The organism is Caulobacter segnis, from assembly GCF_003243465.1.
GTDB lineage: Bacteria > Pseudomonadota > Alphaproteobacteria > Caulobacterales > Caulobacteraceae > Caulobacter > Caulobacter segnis_A.
In genome coordinates, this window is the sequence record NZ_QFQZ01000003.1 from 1 (window position 1) to 21,339 (window position 21,339).

The window sequence follows — 21,339 nt, forward strand, 5'->3', positions numbered from 1 at the left end:
GGCGCTCCCGACGAGTCGTTCATCGTCCCTTACATGCGGCCGTTCGAGATCGACGCGGACGGCGCCTGGCTGGCGCGCGAGTGGACGCGCGTGTGCGACACCTGGCGTTGGTTCCCTTGGTTTCGGCCGCAAAGGGCGGCGCGCATGCCGATCGACCAGCCGTCGATCGACCAACTCCACGCCTACGCCCTGGACTATTTTCTGGCGGGCCCTGCCTATCCCTCGGCCTACGCGGCCGCCATGCGCCATGACCCTCGCGAGGCTCTGCGCCGGGTGACCGCGCCGGTCGTCGTGACCGCGCGCGCGGACGATGTGCTGCACGCTCACCTGGATCGTATTCCGACGGATCGCGCGGCGGGAGTCGAGGTCCTGTCCGCGCCCGCCGACGCCAAGCTGTGGCGGGAGATGCTGAGCGCTTTATTCGACCGGGAGACTGGCGCGTCGCGATCTCCGAAGGGTTCGCTCCCCAGCGCGCGTTTCTACGTTGGTTCTCCCCAGGCGCACGTGCGCCGGTTTGGGCGTCGAGACCAAGTCCCTTTGCTCTACCTGCATGACGCGCCGGGAGGCGCAGGTGGCGACGCCGAATGGCTGGCGGCGCTAGCCGCGTGTCGGCCTGTACTGGCCGTCGATTTGCCAGGCTGCGGCTGCAGCGATCCCATCGCCGACGCGTCCTTCGAGGGGCACATCGCGTGGCTCGGCCAGCTGATCGAGGATCTGAACCTGGCGCGGCCTGACATCGTAGCGGACGGAACCTCTGGCGCGTTCGCCCTGGGTTTGGCGGCTCGCAGCCCCGACTCGGTGGGGGCGCTTGTGCTGGACGGGGCGCCGACGCCGCCGCCCGAGACCGTTAGGGCGCGCTGGCGGCGAGAGGCCGAGCTTTCCCTCTCGCCAGAGCGTTGTGGCGCTCATTGGCTGCGCGCCTGGCATATGCTTCGCGACCGCGAGGCTCAGCACCCCTGGTGGGACGGCTCGGCGGAGGCGATCCGTCACCGCGAGCCGGATATCGCTCCGGAAAGGCTTCGCCAGATGACGCTCGACGTGCTCAGGCAGTCGGACGCATGGTCGTCGGCCCTGCGCGCATCGCTGGAGCCCGATCTCGCCGCGCTCGCGCCGCAGGTGCGGTCGCGTGTGCTGTTCCCGTCGGACCCAGGCGACCCGCGCCAGGTCGGCGGCGAGGCGCTGGCCGCTCTGATCGGCAATGCCACAGTCATGCCGCGAGCCGCCTCAATGGCGACGCGCGCGACCCAGTATCTCGATTTCCTCGCCGCCGAGGACCTTTAGGAAAAGGATGCCGCTCTGATGAAGAACCTCGAAGTCGTCCTGGCGCGGCCGATCGCCGACATGCCCGTCGCCGCCGATTTCCAACTCGTCGAGCGCGACGTCGCCGTGGCGGGCGCGGGCCAGCTACTGGTTCGCGTTCTGGACCTCTCCCTCGACCCTTACATCGGATCGCGGCTGCGGGGTCGGCACCTGGGCGGGGTCGCCCCGACCGTGGGCGGCAGCTTGCCGGGCGAGTGCGTGGCGCAGGTGATCGAGTCGAAAGCGGACGGCTTCGCGCCTGGCGATATCGTCGCCGGCGAGGTCGGGTGGAGCGCCTATGGCGTCCTCGACGCCGCCAAAGCGCGCAAGCTCGACCCGCGCGCCCACCCCTCGGCGCACCTCGGCGTGCTCGGCATGCCGGGCCTGACCGCCTGGGCCGGGGTCACCCAACTGGCCAAGGTCGGTCCGGGGGACATCTTCACGGTCGACGCGGCGGCGGGCCCGGTCGGCGGGGTCGCGGGCCAACTGGCGCGACTGCTGGGAGCGAAGGCCTACGGGATCGCCGGCGGCGCCGAGAAGTGCGCCCTGGTGCGCGACGTCTACGGCTTCGACGATTGCTTCGACTATCGCGTGGAAGGCTGGACCGACCGGATCACGGAAGCCTTGCCGGAGGGGCAGACGGTCCATTTCGAGAATGTCGGCGCGTCGGTCCTGACACCGATGCTGCAGCGTCTGCGCGTCGGCGGGCGGATCGTGCTGTGCGGCCTCGCCGAGCACTACCAGAATAGCACGCCGGCGACGCTTCCGGTCGGCACGGTGATCGGTAAGCGCGCCCAGGTCTTGGGTCTGGTCGTTTACGACTTCTATCCGCGCTGGTCCGAATGGGTCGAGCTGGCTACGCCTTGGGTGCTGAGCGGCGAACTTAAGGTGGTCGAAGACGCGGTGGACGGCCTCGATAACGCCCCGGCCCATTTTGAAAAGCTGATGCGCGGACAGAACCAGGGCAAGGCGTTGGTGAAGGTCGCCGGCCGCGAGTGAGCCTCACGAGTTTGCTGGGAGAGGCGCTCGCCCTATGGGGGAGCGCCTTTTTCTTTGCTGCCGTGGAAGGGGAGCGACTGACCATCCATGCGGCGATAAAGGCGTTGGTGCGCCTAAAGCTCAGGCGGCCTAACCGAAATCAAGCGGCTTGACGGGATTAAGTTGTCCGGACATTTAATGACATAAAAATATATCAATTATCCGGTCGACGGATATGAGGAGGAGAATGTCATGGTTCGGAAGCAGGTCCTGATCGGCGCGTCCGCCGTCGCCGCGTTGTTGGCTCCGGGGCTCGCCAACGCCCAGAGCAGCGGCGAAACTCAGCTCGACCAGATCGTGGTCACCGCCCAGCGGCGCGAGCAGAACCTGCAGGACGTACCGGTCTCGGTCTCCGCCTTCAGCGCCAAGCAGCTCGAGGCGCGACAGGTCAGTCAGGCGCTGGACCTGGTTCGGATGGTTCCCAACCTCTTCGGCAGCAACAACACCGCCGTTGGCTCGGCCAACACCTATTACATGCGCGGTCTGGGTTCGACCGAGCAGATCGCCACGATCGATCCGCCGCTGTCGACCTATGTCGACGACATCATCGTCCCGCGCCAGAACGTCAACAACTACGGCCTGTTCGAGATCGACCGGATCGAAGTCCTGCGCGGCCCCCAAGGGACCACCTTCGGCCGGAACTCGACGGGCGGCGCCATCGGCATCATCACCAAGAAGCCCACGGCCGACTTCGGCGGCTTCGTGCAGGCGGGCGTCGGGTCCTTTGACGGCAAGCAGTTTCGCGCCGCCCTGAATGCGCCGATCAGTCCGAAGGTCCTGACTCGTGTCAACGCCTACTACCTGAAGGACGACGGCTATCTCCACAACGACACCACCGGCGAGACCCTGAACGGCAGCAAGAACGTCGGCGCGCGGGCCGCGCTGCGGCTGCTGCCGAGCGACGAGGTCACCATCGACTTCGCGCTCGAGCATATGGAGGCGGAAGGCGGCCCCCTGCGGGCCTATGTCGGCGATAGCCGCCACACCAGCATGCGCGGCGTCACCACGGGGGGGACCGGCAACATCATCGCCGACGCCCAGGCCAACCGGGGCCTGCATTCGAAGTCGGAATCGAACGCCGCGACCGCGACGCTCGAATGGCGTGGCGACAACATCTCGGTCACCAGCCTGACGGGCTATCGCTGGTCAGTCCAAAATTTCATCGCGGACTTCTCGCTGCCGGTGAAGGGGGCGGCGGCGCCGACGCCGTTCTATCTGACCAATGATGGCACCTACAAATCGTTCAGCCAGGAGTTCAAGCTGAACGGGGTCGTGGGCGACAGCTTCAAGTATGTCGCGGGCCTCTACCTGTTCACCGAAGACAACGACACGATGGCTGGTCAGGTTCTGGGCGGCGCCGTCTCGTGTAGCGCGGGCCTGAACGGCGCGGGCAATATGACCTGCGGAGCGGCTCGCGGCTTCTCGAGCGTGCGTGACATTGTCAACACGACCAGCAGCTACGCGGCCTATGCGCAGGGCGAATACAAGCTGTCGGACAAGCTGACGGCCATCGCCGGCGCGCGCTTCACCAACGAGACCAAGAAGATCGAGCTGCGCCCGACGGCCTATGGCGGCATGACGACGTCGGATCTCGCCGCGGCCGGTGTCGACGTCAAGCTGACCGCCAATGTCGTCACGCCAAAGTTCGGCCTGAACTACCAGATCGACGACGACAAGATGCTCTATGTCAGCGCCACCCGTGGCTACAAGAGCGGCGGTTGGAACACGCGCACCGCCTACACGCCGCAGGCCTTCCAGGACTTCAAGCCCGAGTTCACCTGGTCCTACGAGGGCGGCCTGAAGAGCGAGTGGCTGGAACATCGCCTGCGCTTCAACGCCACGGCTTTCTTGGCCAAGACCAAGGACCTCCAGCTTTCGTACACCACGCCGGGCCTGGTGGCGGGGACAACGCTTTCCACGCAGGACAATGCGGGCGACATCCAGGTCAAGGGTCTCGAGTTCGAGTTCTTCGCGCGGCCGACCAAGGGCCTCGATCTCTACGCCACCGCCGGCCTGCAGTCGGGCAAGTACACCTATGTGAACCCAAGAGCCCAATCCTTCACCAACCCGGTGACGGGCGTCTATGTCAACGCGATCGATCCCAGCGACAAGCTCTCGCGCCTGCCCAAGCGCACCCTGGCGGTCGGCGCCACCTACACCCTGGCGGCTCCCGCCCTGGCCGGCGGCTTCACGGGCAATATCGAGGCCAATAACGTCAGCGAGTTCTGGACGACGGCGTCGAATGCGGGGCCGTCGACCCGGACGCCCACGGCGCTGAACACGCTGTCGAAGGGCTACACCCTACTGAACATGTCGCTGGCCTATAACAGCGATAATGGCGACTGGACGGCCGCCCTGGCCTGCAAGAACTGCACGGACAAGGTCTATGTCCACACCGTCTTCAACGGCTACTATTACGGCGATCCGCGCCGCGTGACCTTCTCGGTGACGCGCCACTTCTGATCGCGATAAGTCGGAATAGGAAAGGCCCGGCGAGCGATCGCCGGGCTTTTTTGCGTCAGGTCAGATTTCGACGACCTCGATCAGCGTGCCGTCGGGCCCGGCTATGGTCCCGACGCGGCCGCCGCCGTAGATCGGGCCTTCGCGGCGGGTCGGAGGCGTGATCCAGGGCGCGTCGATCGCATCGAAGTTCGGGTGCTTCAGCGTGCAAAGCGAGACGCCGGGGGGCAGGGCGCCCTCGTGACGCGGGCGCGCGATCGTCTCGTCCGGGTACTGATCGAACTCGATGAAGACGTCCCCGTCATGTCCGCCCATCCGGAAGGCGTGCTTGGTGTCGGCCGGCAGGCCGAAGGCGCCGTTGATCATCGTGTAGACGATCGCGGTGGACGGGCCGAGCGTCAGCTTCAGGCGGCTGGTGAACCATTCGGCCGAGGCGTCCATGTCCGAGCAGGCCATGACCAGGATGAACAGGCGGTCGATGAAGCTCTGCGGGCGCGGCAGGCCCATGCCCTGGGCTTCGGGCTTGATCTCCGTGAGGTAGACGATTTCCTTGTCCGGCCCCTTCACCTGCATCGGATGGATGGTCGGGATGCCGTCGATCGTCTTGGGCGGCCCGATGATCTCGAACGGCGAGCGCAGCATCCGCGCGTTGACGGCCAGGACGTCCTGGTTGCAGATCTCGACCGCCGCCCAGCCGAAGGTGCGCAGCGGCTCGTAACTGGCGATCGACGCGTCCTCTATGAAGCGGAGATAGGCGTCGACGCCGGAGGCCGGGCGCATCACCGCGAAGCGCTTGCCGGCCGAGGCAGGCGCGCCCCAACTGGCGGCCAGGTCGGCCGCGATCACGCCGTCCTCGACCAGCGCATAGTCTAGCCAGTCGGCATAGCGGGCGACCGTCGCGTCGAGATCGGCGGTCGTCAGGGTGGCGGCGCGAAGGAGGTTCATCGAGGATCCAGCGGGTTTGTCGGAAGAGGGACCAGACGCGTCGAGGGCAAGCGCCGGAGACGCTTGCCCTCTCGCGATGCGTGGCCGAGAGGCCGGCTATTCGAGGTTCAGTTCCTCGGCCACGGCTTCGGACGTGATGTCGCCCTTGGCGGCGGCCGCCTCGCCCTCCTGCTGCACGATGCGCAACACGCGGGTGAGGTATTCCTGGGTCCAGAGCCCGCGCTCGGCGGCGGCGTTCGCATCGGGCCGGAAGGTGTCGATCGCCTCGCGATCCAGCACGCCCTTGGCGTCCAGCAGGCGTTCGAGCGTGTCGATCCGTTGGCGGGCGACCGCTAGCTCCTGGGCCACGGCGAGGGTGATCGCCATGACCCGTTCGACCTCGGGGTTCAGGAAATAGGGGCGCTTGCCGGCCGGCTTGGCGGCGGAGGCGAGGAGGGCGTCGTTGATGCTCATTGGGCTTTCCGAGCTCCGATCACGTGCCAGGCGGCCTTGCGGCCGTAGTCTTCCGAGTCGTCATCGGCCGCGTCGGGGAAGACGTCCTTGTCGACTACGGCCGTGACCGCCCCGTGGATCAGCTCCTCGGTCTTGAAGCCGGCGGCGACCATGTACGCGTCGAGGTCGATCTCGTGCAGGGCGCTCCAGAACGGCTCGTTGTTGTAGAAGGCGTCCCAGTCGCGCATCGCCTGCTCGAACAGCGGCATGGCCTTGTCGTACTGCGGCTGCTCGACGTGCAGTACGATGCCGCCGGGCGCCAGCAGGCGATGAGTCTCGCCGAGGATGGCGCGCATCGAACCGAACGACAGCTCGTGCAGGAACATCGTCGTCTGCACCCAGTCGAAGCTGCCATCGGCGAAGCGCGACAGGTCCGAGCCGTCGGCCTGCACGAAGGTGATGTTGTTCGCGCCCAGCGCCTTGGCCCGCGCCGCGCCGTACCGCAGCATCGGCGCGCCCAGGTCCACAGCCACGATCTCCGCGTCGGGGAAGGCCAGCGCTAGCGGCACGGTGTTGTGGCCCAGCGTGGCGCCGATATCGAGGATGCGCTTGGGCTTGAAGTCGGGGAGGTTCTTCTTGACCCAACGTGCCACGGCCACGCCGCCGCCGTCGTTGAAACGGCCCAGCATGCCGCCGGTCGTGGCGAACAGGCCCGCGTCATAGTTCGCGGCGCCCGACACGTCGCCGGGGAAGCGCTCGGTGTGATACGAGCCGGGCATGCAGTGATGGTCGACCGCCGAGACGTAGCGCGGTTGCTTGACGCTCGGATCGAGCGCCAGGGTGTTCGAATGGGCGAGTATGCCCTCGGCCTTGGCGGCCAGCGCCTCGGCCTGGCGCAGGGCTGTCCAGCGGCCGGCCTGCTGGCGTTGCTCCATGGTGGCGCGGCGGAGGCTGGACCAGGTCTGGAAGGCCGGATCCTTGAGCAGCGCCTTGCGGACATCGTGGCGGGTCTTCGGGCCACCCTGCGCCTTGAGCTGCGGCTCGATCCGCGCGTCGTAGGCGACCTTTACGAACGGCATGACGCGCGTCGAGAGGTGCCGGTTCATCTGGGCCAGATAGTTCAGCCGCTCGATCTCGTCGTGCGACATGTCGGGCAGCAGAGGGTGCCGACCCACCACGCGATAGTCGGGCGGTCCCTCGTAGTCCTGCGCAGGGCCGGCGTTCCGCGCCTCTCCAGATCCGTCCATTTCGCTCTCCCGCTAAAGGCCGACGGTTCGTCTCGCCATATGATCTATATGTATATCATTTATCCATGCTAGCGTCGGATCGACAAGATGGTCGCATCCTTAAGGGAAGCGTGAGATCCGAACGGGCGCAAATGAAACAGTCGCTGACCAGCAGCCGGCATTTCGTGGCGGTGGGCGATCGCATCGTCCATTGCAGACGATGGGGCGAGGGGCCTGTCGTGCTGGCGGTGCATGGCTCACCGCAGTCGTCCCGCGCCGTCGCAGGCGTGGCCGAGGTCCTGGCTGGTCGTGGCCTCTGCGTGATCGCGCCCGACACGCCCGGCGCGGGGCTATCGACGCCATTGTCCATGGGGGCGCCGGAGACCGGTGATTTCGCGCGGGCCCTGCTGGCCTTCGCCGACGCCCTGGGCCTCGGACGGTTTGGCGTCTACGGCTTCCATACCGGCGCCTGCACCGCCTGCGCGCTCGCCACGCTCGCGCCGGAACGGGTCGCCGCCGCCGCCCTGGAGGGTCTTCCGGTCTGGACCGAGCAGGAGCGCGCCGACTTCCTGGCGAACTATCTGCCGCCCTTCGCGCCCAGTTGGGACGGCGCCCACATGGCCTGGCTCTGGGCGCGGATGGAGGAGCAGGTCCTGTTCTTCCCCTGGAGCGATCCGACGCCGCGCTCGCGCCTGGCCTACGACCTGTCGCCGCTGGATCGGTTGCACGCCAACGCCATGGACCTGCTGCAGTCCGGCGATGGGTATCGCGCCGTCTATCGCGCCGCCTTCACCTTCCGCGCCGAGGACTGGCTGTCGCCCGCCGGCGCGCCGCGCCTGCTGATGGCGACAAGGGACGACGTGCTCGCCGCGCATCTGGGACGTCTGACGGCCGGCCGGAACGAGACCCTGGTGCGCGACTCGGTCGCCGAGCTGCACGCCGCCGCCGCCGACTACCTGGCCAAGCGTCCCGGCGATGTCTCCCGCGCCGAGCCGATCCAGGGCGACGCGGGGCGCGGGTTCTCTAACGGGTTGACCTGGCGCGGGACTTTGGCGGGCCCTGGCAGGCCCTTGGTCCTCCTGCATGGCTGGGGTGACGACCACACCCGCTTCGATGCGCTGTGGGCCCGGCTGGAGGGGCGTCGCCCCGTGGTCGCCTTCGACCTGTCGGGCCATGGCGCCTCGACGCCAATGACCGGCGACGTCGTGACGACCTTGGCCGAGGCCATCGGAGACCTGGGGCTCGCCGCGCCGGCCATCGTGGGGGAAGGGACCGGCGGCCAGATCGCCGCGGCCTTGGCGGACCAGGGCGTGGCGGGCCCGGCCGCCACCATCGGCGTGGAGGTCCACGGCCCCGCCCGGCGGGCGGCTATCGCCCGTCACGGGGCGCCCGCTCTGGCCCCCGAATGGGACGGCGCGCATCTGGTCCGAGCCTTTCGCGTCGCGCGCCGGGAGCGGCTGTTCCATCCGTGGTTCGACGCGACCGCCGCCGCCGCGCTCGCCGAACCGGGCAGTCTGGAAGCCGCCGACGTCCATCGCCGAGCCGTTCGACTGCTGCGCGCCGCCGACGCCCTTTCGCCGCTCAACACCTGGCGGCTCGAGCACGATCTTGGCGGCGTCGCGCGGCGGCTGGGTGAGCGCCTGACCGTCTTCGCACAGGCTGGCGATCCCCTGTCGAGCCCGGCGCAAGTCGCTGCGCTCGGCGTTCCAGCCCTTCCTCTGCCAACGGCGGTTTCCGGTTGGGCGTCGGCCCTCGAAGCCTTCGCAAGCTGAGGTCCGAGCGCCGGACTCGCCTTAAAATTTCTGGATGACGGCGCGGTTGTGGCGCCGCATCAATGCGGACATGACTATGACCATCACCGGCTCTGCACAGCTCGACGCTGGCCTGCTCGACGAGTCCCTGCCGACCCCGCTGTATCACCAGATCTACCTGATCCTGCGTGAGCGGATCCTCAAGGGGGACTTCTCGAGCGGCAGCCTGCTGCCGGGCGAGCAAGAGCTCGCCAAGCTGCTCGACGTGTCGCGGATCACGGTCAAGCGGGCCCTGAACGAGCTGGCCGAGGATCGCTTGGTCACCCGCCATCGCGGCCGGGGCACCGTGGTGACCGGACGTCCCCCGCGCCGTGTCGTGCGCGGCTCGTTCGACACGCTGCTGGAGTCGCTGAAGCAGATGGGCCTGGAGACCCAGGTCCAGCTTCTGGAAGTGAACGACCTAGCCGCCTCGGCGACCATCGCCGAGCTGCTACAGATGGAGGAAGGCGACGAGGTCCAGCGCGTCGTCCGCATGCGCAAGCTGGAGGGCGAGCCGTTCTCCTACATCATCAACTACGTGCCGGCCGCGATCGCGGCCGGCTATTCGAGGGATGACCTGGAGAACCGGTCCATGCTCGAGCTGCTTGAGAAGGTGGGCGCGGGCGCCTTCGAGGTGGAGCAGTGGATCACCGCGACGGCGGCCGAGCCGCACATCGCCTCGGCGCTGCAGGTGTCCGTCGGCGGACCGCTGCTGAAGATCGAGCGGGTCGTCCGCGACAAGAAGGGGCGGCCGGTGCAACTGGTCATCGGCTTCTATCGTCCTGACCTGTTCGAGTACCACATTCGGGCTCAGCGACCGGAAAAGCGCTAAGCGCCAGATCGGCGCGTGACAGAGCCGACGCGCGAGATATATGGTCTAAACATATATCAATAGGCGTCGTCATGCTCGCTGCCGTCTTCCTTCTGCTGCACCTCCTGGTGTTCGCCTACTGGCTGGGCGGCGACCTGGGCGCTTTCTACACCTCGGCCTACCTCACGGACGCGCGGCGGACTCGCGGCGAGCGGTTGATGGCGCTCAAGGTGTTGGGCGACCTAGACATGGCGCCGCGGACCGCCCTGATCCTGACCGCGCCTACCGGACTGACCCTGGCCTGGGCCAAGGGCTGGCTGCCGCTTCCGCCCCTCGTGGTGGCGGGGGCATGGGGGCTAGGCCTCGCTTGGCTGGCCCTCGCCTGGCGCATCCACCTGCGCCACAGCGGACCATCCAGCCTGGACCGTCGCGTGGACCTGCTTGTCCGCTGGATCGTTCTCATTGTCCTCGTCGGCGCCGGCCTCCAAGGCTTGGCGACGCGAGACATTCCTCTTTTCCTGGCCGCCAAGATGCTGCTCCTGGCGGGGTGCGTGACGTTGGGCCTCGCCATTCGGGCGGTGATGGCGCCGCTGGGGGCGGCCATCCGCGTCCTGGCGGGGCCGACGGGGCCGACGCCGGAAAGCGATCAGGCGATCGGCGCGGTGCTCCAGCGCGCGCGGCCCCTGGTGATCTGTCTATGGCTTCTGCTGATCGCCGCCGCCCTGTTCGGCGCGGCCAAGCCGGTCTGACGTCATGGCCGAGATCCGCATCGCGCTCGCCGGCGCCGTGGCCAATCCGTTGACCGGCGCCGTCGCGCCCGAACTGTCCGCCGCCTTCCCGGACGGCGTGCGGTTGATCGCCTATCCATCCCGCGCGCCCGTCTTTCCCTACACGCCGCTGGATCGCGCGATGCAGGTGCTGGGCCATGTCGAAGCCGCTGAGCGCGCGCGCGCCGACGGCTGCGACGCGGTGGTGCTGGACACTTTTGGTGACTACGGCCTGGATATCCTGCGCGACAGTCTCGGTATCCCCGTCGTCGGCTGCGGCGACGCGGCGCTGGAGGCCGCGGCTCGCCTCGGGCGAACCTTCGGACTGGTGACGACCTGGCCTCGCTCCATGGACTTCATCATCAAGCGCGTGCTGCGTGACTCGGGCCTGGAGGCGGCTTGCCGCGCCATACGCACGATCGGGGGCGAGGACGATCTGGCCGATGTGTCCGAACCGGGCGGCTATCTCGCGAGGATCGCCGCGGGGGAAGCGAGCCTCATGGCGCGCCTTGATGCGGCTTGCCGCGCGACCCTGGAGCAGGGCGGCGCCGAGGTGATCGTCCTGGGTTGCACCTGCCTGTCGCCTGTCGCCGCCGTGATCGCGGCACGCTCCGGCTTGCCCGTCGTGAACCCGCGTCTCGCCGGCGTCCGGCGGGCCATCGACATCGTGGCGCTGGACGAAACGCGTGGTCGCCCCGCGTTCCGTCCCGAGAGCCTGAGGGTGCTCGAAGACATGCTCGACGCCGTGTCGCTGACGCCGCCCGAAGCCTGCCCGACCTGCATCGGCGACCCTGTCGATCCCGAACCCCAATTGTCAGAAGGCGCATGAGACCATGATGAAGCACCGCACGATCCGGGGGCGGATCCTCTACACCTCCAACAAGCCGGGCCGCGAGGGCCAGGAGCGGGGGCGCGAGACCTTCGTCATGCGCAAGCACACCGACGGTAAGGTCACGATCAGCGCCCAGTGCGAGATCGACGAGCCGGATCCGACTGTCCTGCGCGACGTGATCTACTCGATGGACGAGGCGGGACGTCCCATGGACTGCCATGTGCGCCTGACGGTCGGCGACCGGTTCATGGGCTCGGGCTGGTTCCGGTTTGGCGACGGCTTCATCGAGTGCGAGAGCTACGGTCCCTCGATCGGGCGCGTCTCCCAGACGATGCCGGTGTCGGGGCCCTATGACGGTTTCGGCACCCATCCGATCATCGGCGACGCCTACATGACCCGCGTGATGGACCTGTCGCGAGGGCCTCACAAGCGGCCGCTGCGCGCCTTTCTGCCCTCGGTCGACCACCGGGGCGCGACGCCGCCGCTGATCGCCGAGAGCAATCTCTACATGGAGTATGTCGGCGAGGACGAGGCGACCACGCCGGCCGGGACCTTCGCCTGCCGCCATTTCCGCTTCTCGGACGAGGCGGGCGGCATGGTCAGCAAGGACGGCGCCCACCCGGTCTACGACCTGTGGGTCACGGCCGACGACGACCACCTGTTCATCAAGGGCGGCGTCGGCGGCTACATGCAGACCTGGTACGAGCTGGTCGAACTGGAACGCTGAGAAGGGCGCCGGCGGGGAACCGCCGGCGTGCCTTTAGGCGCTGAACCCCGACGGCGTGGACCGCGCGAAGGGAGACGAGAGGGCTTCCGCCAAAGCCAAGGCCGTCGCGGCGTCGCGAGCGATGATCTGTCCAGACAGCGGCAGGCCATCCGGCGACAGGCCCGTGGGGAAGGCGACGGCCGGGGCGCCCATGAAAGCCCCCAGGGCGGTGAAGTCGGCCTGGTTGGCCGGCGCGCCTTGCTCGAACGGGAAAGCCGTTTGGGGGGCGGTCGGCGTCAGCAGGCCGGCGAACGGCGCGAGCAGGGCCTCCACCTCGGCGACAGCCTTGGCAAGGTCGCGATAGGCGCGCGCCAGCTTGATGGCCGGCTGTCCGGCGCCCCAGTCCAGAAGCGCACGGAATTCCGGCGAGAAACCTTCGGGGTCTTCGGCCAAGGCCGCGGCGTGGACGACAGCGCCTTCGGCCTCGCCGACCAGCAGGCCCGCCCGACGCAGGCGGCTAAAGTCGTAGTCGGAGAGGCGCAACGACGTCGTCTGCAGGCCCGCCTTTCGCGCGGCCTCGATGGCGGCGGCGAAAGCGTCGGCCACGGCGGCGTCGACCTCAACCTGACCTTCGAAGTCGAGCACCGCGATCGGACCTTGCACTGCTTGGCTGCCGATCTCTTGGCCGCTGGCCGCCACGGCCAGGAGGCGCGCATCCTCGGCGGAGCGCGCATGGACGCCGACGTGGTCGTAGGTCCAGGAAAGGGGCTCGACCCCAGCGGTCGAGATGAATCCCTTCGCGGGCTTGAAGCCGAACACGCCGCAATAGGCTGAAGGGATGCGGACGCTGCCCATCGTGTCGGTGCCCAAAGCGGCGGCGCAGAGGCCGGCGGCGGTGGCGGCGCCCGACCCGCCCGACGAACCGCCCGGCGTCCAGCCATGGCGATAGGGGTTGTAGCAACGGCCATAAGCCAGATTGTCGGTCGTCGCGCCCAGGGCGCCTTCGTGCATGTTCAGCGCGCCTAGGATCACCGCGCCGGCCGCGCGCAGGCGCTCGACCGTCTCGGCGTCCCGCGCGGGAATGCGGCCGCGATAGGCGCCGACGCCCGAGGTCCAGGGCAGGCCGGCGATGGCGATATTGGCCTTCACCGCGATCGGCACGCCGTCGATGTTCGAGAGCGGCTCGCCGTTCCGCCAGCGGCCGCCGCTGGCCTCGGCGGCGGCGCGAGCGCCTTCGGCGTCGGTCGCCGTCACGGCCCCAAGCATCGGGTTCAGTCGCTCGATGCGCGCCAGATAGGTTTCCGTCGCCTCGGACGGCGTGACGGCGCGGTCGCGGAAGAGGGCGGTCAGCCCCGCGACGCCGGCTTCGACGATGGGATTGTGGAAGCTCATTTGCGTTCGTCGATCAGGCGGATGGGCTTCTGGCGGACATCGATCTGGGTGCGGGCGGCCGTGGCGCCCTTGCAGGTCAACTCCACCTCGACCTCGATGCCGATCTTGCGCTTCAGGGCCTCGCCGAACGCGCGGGCGACGTCCGCATAGGCGGCCTCCGGCGCGGTGGTTTCGGCGACCACGACGAAGCTGTCGCGGCCCGTCTGGTCGCGGCGCGCCAGGCAGATGAACTCGCCGGCGAAGGCGTCAAACTCCTCCAGCATGGCGCCCACGCCGTGCGGGAAGATGTTGATGCCGCGGATCTTGACCATGTTGTCCGAGCGGCCAAGGAAGCCGGCGATACGGTCGTACTGGATGCCGATCGACGACTTGCCCGTCAGGCGGCGTGAGACGTCGTGGGTGTTGAAGCGGATGATCGGATAGAGATCGTCCTTGAACAGGCAGGTGACGACCATGTCGCCCAGTTCGCCGTCGGCCACCGGCGCGCCGGTATCGATGTCGCAGAGCTCGACGTAGTGGGCGTCTTCATGGACGTATAGGCCGTCTTGGTCCGGGCCTTCGCCGGCGATCAGGCCGGTGTCGCCGACGCCGTACCAGTCGAAGCACTGATCGACGCCCCAGACTTCCTTCATCACCGCCTTGTCCTCGCGGCCGAGCTGGCCAGAGATCATGCGAAGCGGGATGTCGCGACCCGGCTCGATGCCGTTATCGCGTGCGACGTCGGCGAGCTTCTTCACGTAGTCGGCGAAGCCGGCGATCACCGTGGCCTTGAAGCGCTTCATCAGCTCGACCTGCTGCAGCGAGCGCGTCTCGACGCCCGTACCGGCCGACATGAAGGTGGCGCTGGTCCAGTGGGTCAGTGCTTCGCGGACATAGTGGCCGCCGTTGATCATGCCGTGGCCGTAGACCGAGTGGATCACGTCGTCCGGGCGCAGGCCCTGGAAGCGGAAGCTACGCGCCAGCAGCAGGTTCTGCACCTCGCGGCTCTTGGGGCCGAACAGCAGCACCTGCGGGTCGCCCGTGGTGCCCGAGGTGGTGTGCATGATCGCCGGCGGCTTCTGGTCGGCCGGATAGCTCTCGAAGCCGGCGAAGTCGCCGAACGGCGGGGCCAGCTTCAGCGACTCCATGATGTCCGACTTGCTGAACATCGGCAGACGCGGCAGGTCGTCGATCGAGCGGATGTCGCCCGGCTCGATGCCGGCCGCGCCCCACAGGCGCTGATAGAACGGGATCTGCCAGGCGCGGGCGACGCAGCGCAGGAACAGCTTGTTCTGGTGCGCGCGCAGGGCGTCACGGCTGACGGAGGTGGCGAAGGCGACGAAGTCATCGCCGATCGGATGCTCGGCCAGCATCTGGTCGAAGTCGATCGAGCGCCAATAGGACTGATGGATGTCTTTCATCGTCTTCCGTCAGATCGCGCCTTGGGCGAGGCGGAACGCCTCCGCGCCGTCGGCAAGGGTGTCGAAGCGGTCCATCAGGGCCGCCAAGGGTTCGTGAAGGGCCGCGAGCCCGACGAAGTCGAGGCAGGCGTGGCCCTTGGCCAGTTGCTGCTCGCGGGTCAGCGGGAAGGCCGGTGAGCCCAGCTGCGCCGTCACCGGCTCGCGGACCTCGCGGCCATCCTTGAGGGTCAGGGTCAGCTCGGCGGGGATGAAGGCCGCCGGGTCTGGGTTGTCGTCGACCGTGACGACGATGCGCGAGGCCAGGTCCAGGACAGCGGCCTCAGACAGGGCCTCCGGCGTGAAGTCGGAAAGGCCGACCGCCCCTCGGGCCAGGGCCACGGCGATCAGGTAGGGCAGGCAGAGGCGCGCGTGCGAAACGGCCATGCCGGGCTGGCTGGCGCGGCCGACCAGATGCCGGATCAGGGGCGGCGCCCGATAGGTTCCGGAGCCGACCTGGTCCGGGCTGAGGCCGTGCGCTTGCCTAAGGTTCAGGGCGGCGACGACGCCGCCGTGGGTGGCGCGGCCGCTGGGATAGGGCTTCACGCAGACTTCGCTGATCCGGTAGTCGCGGCCCAGCCTGTCGAGGGCGTCGGTGAGCTCGTAGCTCTTCTCGAACAGCGTCAGGTAGCCGAATGGTCCGGTGATCGAGTCGATCGGGCCGGGCAGGCCGGCGACGGCGATGTCCACCGCCTGGATGGCGTTCCGGGCCGCGTTGGCGACCTGGACGGGCAGGGCCGGCTTGCCTTCCGTATGGGCCTGCATGGTGCCGGACGAAAAGGCCAAGGCGTAGCCCAGGGCGTTCAGGGTCGTTTCGCGGTCTAGTCTCCGAAGGCGACACAGCGCGGCGACACAGCCGAAAATGCCCGCCGTCGCGGGACGGAAGAACTGGATGGGACTTGTCGCCGCGACGCCCAGCGTCACCGAGACGTCCGTGCCGGCGACCATGGTGGCCAGGATTTCCGAGCCGGGATAGGGACCCGAACGCTCGGCCTCCGCCATCAGCACCGGCACGATGGTCGGCAGCGGGTGCAATACCGCGCCTTCGTGGACCGAGTCGAACTCCTGGCCGTGTGTCTGGAAGGCGTTGATGAAGGCGGCCGATGGCGCGGGCAAGCGCACGCCAGGCCGTCCCAGCACGCCGCAAGCATGATCGGCGGCGGCGCCCCAGCCCTGGACGACCTGCAGGAGTTGGTCGCCGTGGGTGGCGCGCGCGCCGCCGACTCCGACCACCACGGCGTCATAAAGCAGGCGCAGCGCGTCGGCGCGGACGGAGCCCGGCAAGGCGCCCCATTCCACCGACAGCGCGTGATCCACGAGCTGCTCCGACGTCATTCGAGATCGGGGGATCTCAGCCATACCGCTTGATGCTCCGCAAATGTCCGGACATATATCTGTCGCCCGCTATCGACGTAGGGTCAAGCGACGGAACTTGCCTTATCGTAGAGCGAGGTTTTGATGCCTCCGCCGCCAAGGAAACTCGCGCTCGATGCCTACCCCGCGCTATCGCCAGCTGACCGACATCCTGCGCAAGGACATCGAGTCGGGCCGCTATCCGATCGGATCGCTGCTGCCGCCCGAGGTGGAGCTTTGCGAGACCTATGGGGTGTCTCGGCACACCATTCGCGACGCGATCAGGCTGCTGCAGGAAGCCGGCATGGTCGAGCGCCGCCGCGGCCTAGGAACCACTGTCCTGGCCGCCTCACCGCCCGTGTCCTTCGTGCAGCCCCTCGGCAGTGTCTCGGCCCTGTTGCAGTACGCCCGCGACGCGCGGCTTGAGCTGAACGCGGTCGAACGGCGCGGTCTCTCCCCCGAGGAGCGACAGGCCTACAAGCTTGCCGGCGAGGAGGGGGGCGGCGCCTGGCTGTTGCTGAGCGGCGTGCGCGACCGAGGCGACAAGCCGTTGTCCCTGACCCGTGTGCTTGTCCCGCCGCGCTTCGCGGATCTGGAAGCCGAGGCGCGAACCTGGGACGGCGCGTTTCAGGAGCTGATCGCCGAGCGCACGGGTGTCGCCGTCGATCGCATAGAACAGGAGATCAGCGCCGAGCTGCTGGACCCGGAAGGCGCGCGCCTGTTGCGCGCCCGGCGGGGAGAGGCCGCGCTGCGCACCTTGCGACGCTATTTCGATGCGGCGGGCGAGCTCGTCCTGGCCTCCGACAGCCTGCATCCGGCCGGGCGCTTCGTCTACGCGATGACCTATCACCGCGACAGCTGATCAGCGCCAGCCGATGGTGTCGTCGTTCACCGGCGGCACGGTGGGGTCGGGACGGCCAGGTTCGTCGCGGAAAAGCAGCGGCGTGCCGACGATCTCGGAGCCTTCGGCGTCGTGGGCCAGCATGCCGCGCGCGACGAGGTGCGGGTCCTCGAAGGCTTCCTTGAGATTTTTGACAGGCGCGAAGCAGACGTCGCGACCCTCGAACCAGATTTCCCACTCGGCGCGCGTCTTCTGCTTGAACGCCTCGCGCAGGAAAGCCCGCAGGGGCTCCTGCTGGGGACCAGGCGGGTAGGTCGCATAGATCACCAGATCCTCGCGGCCCAGGCCCGACAGCAACGCCCTGGCGAACTTCGGCTCGGCGCCGCCCAGGCTGACCCACTGGTCGTCGGCGGTCTCATAGAGGTTGTACATGGCGTTGCCGCCGAACGAGCGCTCGTCCTTGACGACGTGCGGCTCGCCCGTGGCGAAGATCCGGCCCGTGACGTTGGGCGTCCAGGCGATCAGGCTGTCGAACATGGCGACATCCAGGAAGTCGCCCTTGCCGGTGTCCCGTCGGCGCAGCAGGGCCATCAGCACGCCCGACAGGGCGGTCAGCGAGGCCAGGGCGTCGGCCACGGGCATGTGCGGCATGGCCGGCTTGCCGTCCTGGCCCTCATTGAGAGCGACGACGCCGGCGAGCGCCTCGACCGCGAGGTCGTGGGCGGGGCGGTCGCGGTTCGGACCGGTCTGGCCGAACGCCGAAATCGAGACGTAGACGACGCCAGGATTGATCGCGGCGATCGCGTCATAGCCGACGCCCAGCCGGTCGGCGACGCCGGGGCGGAACGCCTCGACCACCACGTCCGCTTCGGCGGCGAGCGTCATGAAGCGAGCCTTGTCCGCCTCGGCCTTCAGGTTCAGGCGCAGCGAGCGCTTTCCGCGATTGGCGTTGCGGAACCAGACGGTGTGGCCGTTCTTGCGGTAGCCTATGTGGCGCGCCGGATCGCCTTCCTCCCACGGCTCGACCTTGATCACGTCAGCGCCGTGGTCGGCCATCATCAGAGTCAGCATCGGTCCGGGCAGGAACAGGGAAAGGTCCAGGACCTTGACGCCTTCCAGCTTCATCGGCGGATCTCGTTCAGCAGGTCGTCGGTGTGCTCACCGAGCTTGGGCGCGCGGGCGCCGGGCATGCGCTCGCCGTTGATCTTGACGGGGCAGGCCAGCATCCGCAGGCCGTCGGGCTTGTTAGGATGCGCGACGACGTCCCGCATCCCGATCTCGTGGACGAAGGCGTTGTCCAGCGCTTCGCCCAGCGATGTGACGGGGGCGAACGGTACGTGCCCCCCCAGGATCGTGGACCACTCGGCGGTGGTGCGGGTCGAGAGCACCGCATCGACCGCCTCGGTCAGCTCGGCCAGGTGCTTGCGACGGCTGGGGATATCTATGAAGCGCGGATCGCTCTTCAGCTCCGGATGGCCGGTCAGGTCACAGAAGCTCTCCCAGAACTTCGGCGTCTGGCACATCAGCATGCCCCAGCCGTCGGCGGTGCGGACCGCCTGTGAGGGCGCGATCGAGGGGTGGGCGCCGCGCGGCAGCCGACCGACCTCGTGGCCCTCGTTCAGGCGCCAGACCGCTGGATAGCTCAGCTGGTGGAGGGCCACGTCGAACAGCGAGACGTCGACGTCGCAACCTTCGCCGCTGGCGCGGGCCTTCAGGATCGCGGCCAGGATGCCCATGGCGAAGGTCGAGCCGGTCATGAAGTCGACCATCGACACGCCCAGGCGCGTCGGCGGACCGTCGGGCTCGCCGCTCATGCCCATGAAGCCGCATTCGGCCTGCATCAGGTAGTCGTAGCCGGGCCAGCTTTCCCGGCTGTTGTCGCGGCCATAGGCCGACAGGTGCGCGCAGACGATCGACGGCTTGATCGCCGCGAGGTCGGCGTAGGTCACCTTCATCTTGGCCGGCTGGTCGCCGCGCAGGTTGTTGACCACGGCGTCGGCGGTGGCGACCAGGGCTTCGAAGTCGGCGCGGCCTTCGGGAGTCTTGATCTCCAGGGCAAGCGACTTCTTCGAGCGCGAGAAAGTCTGGAAGAACTCGCTGTCCCGATCGCCCAGGAAGAAGGGGCCGGTGGCGCGGCTGACGTCGCCGCCCATCGACCGCGCCTCGATCTTGATGACCTCGGCGCCCAGTTCGGCGAGCAGTTGCGTGCCGTAGGGACCGGCGCCGTACTGCTCGATGGCGAGAATGCGGAGTCCTTCCAGGGGACGCATCAGGCGGGGTTCCTCGCGACCAGTTGCTTGGCGATGATGATGCGTTGCATCTCGTTGGTGCCTTCGCCGATGCACATCAGCGGGGCGTCGCGATACAGGCGCTCGATCGGATATTCCTTGGAATAGCCGTAGCCGCCGTGGATCCGCATGGCCTCGGTGGCGCAGTACACCGCCGTCTCCGAGGCGAAGTACTTGGCCATGCCGGCTTCCATGTCGACCCGCTGGCCCTTGTCGTAGGCCGCCGCGGCGTCCTGGACGAGCAGCTCGGCCGCGCGGGTCTTGGAGGCCATTTCGCCAAGTTTAAGCTGGATCGCCTGGTGTTCGGCGATCGGCTTGCCCATGGTCTTGCGGACCTGGGCGTAGCGGACGCTTTCGCTGAGGGCGCGTTTGGCGATGCCGACCGCGCGGGCAGCCACGTTGATGCGGCCAATCTCCAGGCCGCCGGTCGCCATCAGGAAGCCCTTGCCCTCTTCGCCGCCCACCAGGCCGAGCTCGGCGGAGATGGCGTAGTCCTCGTAGATCAGCTCGCCGGAATCGATGCCCTTGTAACCCAGCTTCTCAAGCTTGCGGCCGTTCCTGACGCCCGGGATCGGTTCGCCGGTCTCGGGGTGGGCCTTGGGCGTGATCAGCATGCTCATGCCCTTGTAGCGGGGCTTGGCGTCGGGATCGGTCTTGACCAGGAGGGCCACGACGTGACCCTCGATGGCGTTCGAGATCCAGGTCTTGGCGCCGTTGACGATGTAGTTGTCGCCTTCGCGGCGGGCGACCGAACGGATGGCCTGGAGATCGGTGCCCGCGTCGGGCTCGGTCAGGCCCAGGCAGCCGCGCAGCTCGCCGGAAGCAAAGCGGGGAAGCCAGAATTCCTTCTGCGCCTGGGTGCCGAACTTCTGCACCACCAGCGCCATCATCAGGTGAGAGTTGAAGATGCCCGTCAGGCTCATCCACTCTTCGGAGATCCGGGTGACGATCTTGGAATAGGTGGTCGCCGATAGGCCCAGACCGCCGTATTCCGGATCGATCAGGGCCCCGAACAGGCCCAGCTCCTTCATGTCCTCGACCAGCTCGGTAGGGTAGATGTCGTCGTGCTCGAGCTTCATCGCGACGGGCGCGACCTTCTTCTCGATCCACTTCTCGATCGCGTCGAGGATCGCGCGTTCCTCAGCTTCGGCCTCGGCGGAAGCGACTTGAGCGTTCATGGCGATGTCCTCAGCCGATCAGTAGGTTTCGACGCGATCCTCGACCGCGTTGCCGCGCGCCGGGATCAGCATGTTGCGCTTGAAGGTGCAGACGACTTCGCCGCGCTGGTTCTTGCCGATCGTGCGGATCGTCACGATGCCTTGGCCAGGCCGCGAGGCGCTCTCGCGCTTTGCCAGCACTTCGCTTTCGCCATAGAGCGTGTCGCCGTGGAACACCGGAGCGGTGAACTTCACCTCGTCCATGCCCAGGTTCGCGATGGCCTTCTGCGAGACGTCCGTCACGCTCATGCCGATCAGCAGGGCCAGGGTGTAGGGGCTGACGACCAGATTCTGCTTGAACTCCGAGGCCTTGGCGAACTCGGCGTCGAAGTGCATCGGATGGGTGTTCAGCGTCAGCAGCGTGAACAGGTGATTGTCATACTCGGTGACTGTCTTGCCGGGACGGTGCTCGTAGACGTCGCCGACGTGGAAGTCCTCATAGTAGCGGCCGAAGGTCTCGCGATAGCGATTGGGGCCGACTTCTTTCCAGTTCTGAACCAAGGTCT

19 protein-coding genes are annotated in these 21,339 nt (G+C 67.9%); 9 read left to right on the top strand and 10 right to left on the bottom strand.

From position 1 onward, the window contains the following. The 3 genes from DI526_RS01640 to DI526_RS01650 all read left to right on the top strand — a co-directional run. Nucleotides 1–1,281: alpha/beta fold hydrolase (locus tag DI526_RS01640; protein WP_304273337.1), on the top strand; the 1,281-nt coding region annotated here is incomplete at its 5' end. An 18-nt stretch (nucleotides 1,282–1,299) separates the two neighbouring features. After that, complete coding sequence (locus DI526_RS01645; RefSeq protein ID WP_304273339.1) at nucleotides 1,300–2,298, top strand: NADP-dependent oxidoreductase; 999 nt, start codon at nucleotides 1,300–1,302, stop codon at nucleotides 2,296–2,298. A gap of 231 nt (nucleotides 2,299–2,529) precedes the next feature. After that, complete coding sequence (locus DI526_RS01650; protein ID WP_304273340.1) at nucleotides 2,530–4,800, top strand: TonB-dependent receptor; 2,271 nt, start codon at nucleotides 2,530–2,532, stop codon at nucleotides 4,798–4,800. A gap of 60 nt (nucleotides 4,801–4,860) precedes the next feature. Here DI526_RS01650 and DI526_RS01655 read toward each other — a convergent pair whose 3' ends face one another. From DI526_RS01655 to DI526_RS01665, 3 genes are all read right to left on the bottom strand, one after another. Then, nucleotides 4,861–5,742, bottom strand: a complete 882-nt coding sequence (locus DI526_RS01655) for a hypothetical protein (RefSeq protein ID WP_304273342.1) — start codon at nucleotides 5,740–5,742, stop codon at nucleotides 4,861–4,863. A 96-nt stretch (nucleotides 5,743–5,838) separates the two neighbouring features. Continuing rightward, a complete protein-coding gene (locus tag DI526_RS01660) occupies nucleotides 5,839–6,195 on the bottom strand; it encodes a hypothetical protein (protein ID WP_304273344.1) in 357 nt (118 codons plus the stop codon). Then, complete coding sequence (locus tag DI526_RS01665) at nucleotides 6,192–7,421, bottom strand: class I SAM-dependent methyltransferase (protein WP_304273346.1); 1,230 nt, start codon at nucleotides 7,419–7,421, stop codon at nucleotides 6,192–6,194. The genes DI526_RS01660 and DI526_RS01665 overlap by 4 nt, the downstream gene beginning before the upstream one ends. A 131-nt stretch (nucleotides 7,422–7,552) precedes the next feature. Between DI526_RS01665 and DI526_RS01670 the strand changes: the two genes are divergently transcribed. The 5 genes from DI526_RS01670 (at nucleotide 7,553) to DI526_RS01690 (ending at nucleotide 12,327) form a co-directional block, all read left to right on the top strand. Continuing rightward, entirely contained in the window at nucleotides 7,553–9,172 is a 1,620-nt protein-coding gene (locus DI526_RS01670) for an alpha/beta fold hydrolase (protein WP_304273348.1), read from the top strand. 70 nt (nucleotides 9,173–9,242) lie between these two features. Then, nucleotides 9,243–10,022 (top strand): GntR family transcriptional regulator, encoded by a 780-nt coding sequence (locus DI526_RS01675; protein ID WP_304273349.1) that lies wholly within the window; start codon nucleotides 9,243–9,245, stop codon nucleotides 10,020–10,022. Nucleotides 10,023–10,093: 71 nt separating this feature from the next. Beyond that, complete coding sequence (locus DI526_RS01680; protein WP_304273351.1) at nucleotides 10,094–10,750, top strand: hypothetical protein; 657 nt, start codon at nucleotides 10,094–10,096, stop codon at nucleotides 10,748–10,750. Nucleotides 10,751–10,754: 4 nt separating this feature from the next. Next, nucleotides 10,755–11,597 carry an aspartate/glutamate racemase family protein gene (locus DI526_RS01685; RefSeq protein WP_304273352.1) on the top strand — a complete coding sequence of 281 codons (843 nt, stop codon included), beginning with the start codon at nucleotides 10,755–10,757 and terminating at the stop codon, nucleotides 11,595–11,597. Nucleotides 11,598–11,604: 7 nt separating this feature from the next. Further along, nucleotides 11,605–12,327: a hypothetical protein gene (locus DI526_RS01690; protein ID WP_304273354.1), complete on the top strand. Its 723-nt coding sequence runs from the start codon at nucleotides 11,605–11,607 to the stop codon at nucleotides 12,325–12,327. 33 nt (nucleotides 12,328–12,360) lie between these two features. On the opposite strand, the gene DI526_RS01695 is transcribed toward DI526_RS01690, so the two are convergent. Genes DI526_RS01695 through DI526_RS01705 form a run of 3 tightly spaced genes read right to left on the bottom strand, consistent with a single transcriptional unit; the run spans nucleotide 12,361 to nucleotide 16,451 of the window. Further along, nucleotides 12,361–13,698, bottom strand: a complete 1,338-nt coding sequence (locus DI526_RS01695; protein ID WP_304273356.1) for an amidase — start codon at nucleotides 13,696–13,698, stop codon at nucleotides 12,361–12,363. Beyond that, a complete protein-coding gene (locus DI526_RS01700; protein ID WP_304273358.1) occupies nucleotides 13,695–15,098 on the bottom strand; it encodes a phenylacetate--CoA ligase family protein in 1,404 nt (467 codons plus the stop codon). The genes DI526_RS01695 and DI526_RS01700 overlap by 4 nt, the downstream gene beginning before the upstream one ends. Before the next feature lie 9 nt (nucleotides 15,099–15,107). Then, nucleotides 15,108–16,451, bottom strand: coding sequence for an MmgE/PrpD family protein (locus tag DI526_RS01705; protein WP_304273360.1), 1,344 nt, complete (start codon nucleotides 16,449–16,451; stop codon nucleotides 15,108–15,110). A gap of 172 nt (nucleotides 16,452–16,623) precedes the next feature. Between DI526_RS01705 and DI526_RS01710 the strand changes: the two genes are divergently transcribed. After that, nucleotides 16,624–17,349 carry a GntR family transcriptional regulator gene (locus DI526_RS01710; protein WP_304273362.1) on the top strand — a complete coding sequence of 242 codons (726 nt, stop codon included), beginning with the start codon at nucleotides 16,624–16,626 and terminating at the stop codon, nucleotides 17,347–17,349. Here the strand turns inward: DI526_RS01710 and DI526_RS01715 are convergent, their stop codons facing one another. Genes DI526_RS01715 through DI526_RS01730 form a run of 4 tightly spaced genes read right to left on the bottom strand, consistent with a single transcriptional unit; the run spans nucleotide 17,350 to nucleotide 21,334 of the window. Next, on the bottom strand, nucleotides 17,350–18,453 hold the full coding sequence (locus tag DI526_RS01715; protein ID WP_304273363.1) for a CaiB/BaiF CoA-transferase family protein: 1,104 nt from the start codon (nucleotides 18,451–18,453) through the stop codon (nucleotides 17,350–17,352). Then, nucleotides 18,450–19,598 carry a CaiB/BaiF CoA-transferase family protein gene (locus DI526_RS01720; protein WP_304273364.1) on the bottom strand — a complete coding sequence of 383 codons (1,149 nt, stop codon included), beginning with the start codon at nucleotides 19,596–19,598 and terminating at the stop codon, nucleotides 18,450–18,452. The genes DI526_RS01715 and DI526_RS01720 overlap by 4 nt, the downstream gene beginning before the upstream one ends. Beyond that, nucleotides 19,598–20,794 (bottom strand): acyl-CoA dehydrogenase family protein, encoded by a 1,197-nt coding sequence (locus DI526_RS01725; RefSeq protein ID WP_304273366.1) that lies wholly within the window; start codon nucleotides 20,792–20,794, stop codon nucleotides 19,598–19,600. The genes DI526_RS01720 and DI526_RS01725 overlap by 1 nt, the downstream gene beginning before the upstream one ends. A gap of 18 nt (nucleotides 20,795–20,812) precedes the next feature. After that, nucleotides 20,813–21,334, bottom strand: coding sequence for a MaoC family dehydratase (locus DI526_RS01730; protein WP_304273368.1), 522 nt, complete (start codon nucleotides 21,332–21,334; stop codon nucleotides 20,813–20,815). Nucleotides 21,335–21,339: the final 5 nt, after the last annotated feature.